The organism is Saccharomonospora iraqiensis subsp. iraqiensis (assembly GCF_000430445.1).
Classification (GTDB): domain Bacteria; phylum Actinomycetota; class Actinomycetes; order Mycobacteriales; family Pseudonocardiaceae; genus Saccharomonospora; species Saccharomonospora iraqiensis.
The window spans coordinates 1,703-3,737 of sequence record NZ_KE387031.1 but is presented as its reverse complement, the minus strand read 5'-3'; the positions used below and the strand labels follow the sequence as shown (position 1 = coordinate 3,737).

Sequence of the window (2,035 nt, the reverse complement as noted above, 5' to 3'; positions counted from 1 at the left end):
CGCTCCGGCGAGGCTGGACCGGGGCACCCGCGGGACCGCGTCCGGCGGATCGTCCTCCGGGTCGGCCGCGGTGTGCCGCCGGACGGGGGTGCTCGCGCAGAGAATGCCCGTCCGGTCGAGCAGCCCGTCGTCGTGCGGTGTCCTGCGCAGAACGTCGGGCGCCATCACGGTCGTCCCTCCATCACCACGCACCCCCGAATTCGCTGCACTTCCCGTACGTCCCCCGACGCACGCGCCCACCGAAAAGATCCACTCGGTGTTTACCGCCCCGATCGGCCGCTGTCACGCGTGAACTCCGGTCACCTGACAAACACGACTCGATCGAGTGAATACCTGACCCACCGACCCGTCGGAGACGGGAGGTTTCCCAGGTCGCGCGCCACTCCCCGCCCGGGGCAGTAGACCCGAGGCCTGCTTCACTGTGCGTCTCCGACGGCAAGATTCGCCCGAATGGCGCATTACCTCAGCGCCGCTCGGACGTCTTTCTTAGTAGAGGACCGCGCGCGCCAGGCGGGCGGCACGGAGGAACAGGGAGCGTGCCGTGGACGACAACGCCAACAACGCCGTACAGCAGAGCCAGTTCGTGTATCTCAACGGCTGCGCGAGCCCGGTTCTGTCGAGACTCGCCTTCACGGTGGACGAGCCCTTCACGGTGGCCCTCGCCTTCCGGGTGGAGCCGGGAGAGTGGGTCGAGTGGGAGTTCGCCCGCGACCTGTTGCTCACCGGGCTGTCCGAGCCCGCGGGGATCGGCGACATCCGTATCCGCCCCGACCTCTCGGCGCAGGACGACCTCCCGGACGGGAACGGAGACGTGCTCGTCATCGAACTGGAGTCGCCCGACGGTTACGCCACCGTGGAGATCAGCAGGCAGGACGTGTGCCTGTTCCTCGACGAGACCCTCTCCCGGGTGCCGCCGGGCTCCGAGGGGCGGCACCTCGACCTGGACGCGGTGATCGCGAACCTCACCACCGCACGCCCCTGAGGCGCACCCCGACCGGGGTGCGCCTCAGGGGCGCCGCCGATTCGGCCGGAGCGCGGTCAGCCGCAGACGCCCTTGTCCGACAACACCCGGTTCAGCGACTCGGTGACGGTTTCGGTGGACAGCTCGCCGTCGGCCACGGCCCGTTCCAGCCGGTCGAGCACCGGGCCGACATCGCCCCCGGACGACCACAGCGGCCGGTCCGCCCCGGCCTGCAGCGCCCGCAGCACCGCCTCCGGCAGCGGGTAGCGGTCGGAGATCGCCCGCATGGCGCCCAGGTCGTCGGTGACCACGACCCCGTCGAAGGAGTAGTCCTGCCGGAGCAGCTCGTAGGCGGGCGCGGACACCGACGACGGTTCGCCGTCGGTGAGCCCCGGCACGTTCAGGTGGCCGACCATGACACCGGTGTCGGCGGGGAACTCCCCGAGGCTCTCGTAGGGCACCAGGTCCTGCTCCCGGAGTTCGTCGAGCGGCGGCGTGGTCACCAGCTCCTGGTGCGAGTCGCCGTCGGCGCGGCCGTGTCCGGGGAAGTGCTTGACCACCGGCCGGATGCCGGCCTCCGCGAGCCCCTCGGAGAAGGCGAGCGCGTACTCGGTGGCCGTCTGCGGATCGGCGCTGAACGAGCGGTCGCCGATCACCCCGCCCGCGGCGCCCTCGGTCAGGTCGAGCACCGGGGCGTAGTCGACGGTGACGCCGTACTCCCGCATCTGCTCACCGCGTTCGCGGGCCAGCTCGCGCACCTCGTCCGGCGACATCGTGCGGGCCATCTCCCGGGCACTCGGGATGTCGCCGACGAGGTCGTCCAGGCGCTGCACCCGGCCACCCTCGTCGTCCACGGCCACCGACACCGGCAGGTCCGCGGCCTCCTGCATCCGGCCGAGCGCGTCCCCGGTGAACAACGCGGTGGCGTTGCCCCCGATGAACACGCCGCCGAGCCCGTGCTCGCGGACCCGCTCCACCGCCGCCTCCGGGTCGTCCGGCGGCACCCCGACCACCAGCAGCTGCGCGAGCCGCTCCCGGGTGGAGAGCCCGGAGATGACGTCGGCGCACTCCCCG

2 protein-coding genes are annotated in these 2,035 nt (G+C 71.8%); one reads left to right on the top strand and one right to left on the bottom strand.

Translation table 11 applies throughout. From position 1 onward, the window contains the following. The first annotated feature begins 541 nt into the window (after positions 1-541). Entirely contained in the window at positions 542-982 is a 441-nt protein-coding gene (locus tag ACTIR_RS0100630; RefSeq protein ID WP_026452837.1) for an SsgA family sporulation/cell division regulator, read from the top strand. 56 nt (positions 983-1,038) lie between these two features. Here ACTIR_RS0100630 and ACTIR_RS20965 read toward each other — a convergent pair. Continuing rightward, on the bottom strand, positions 1,039-2,035 hold a 997-nt coding region (locus ACTIR_RS20965), incomplete at its 5' end, for a glycoside hydrolase family 3 N-terminal domain-containing protein (RefSeq protein ID WP_233345789.1).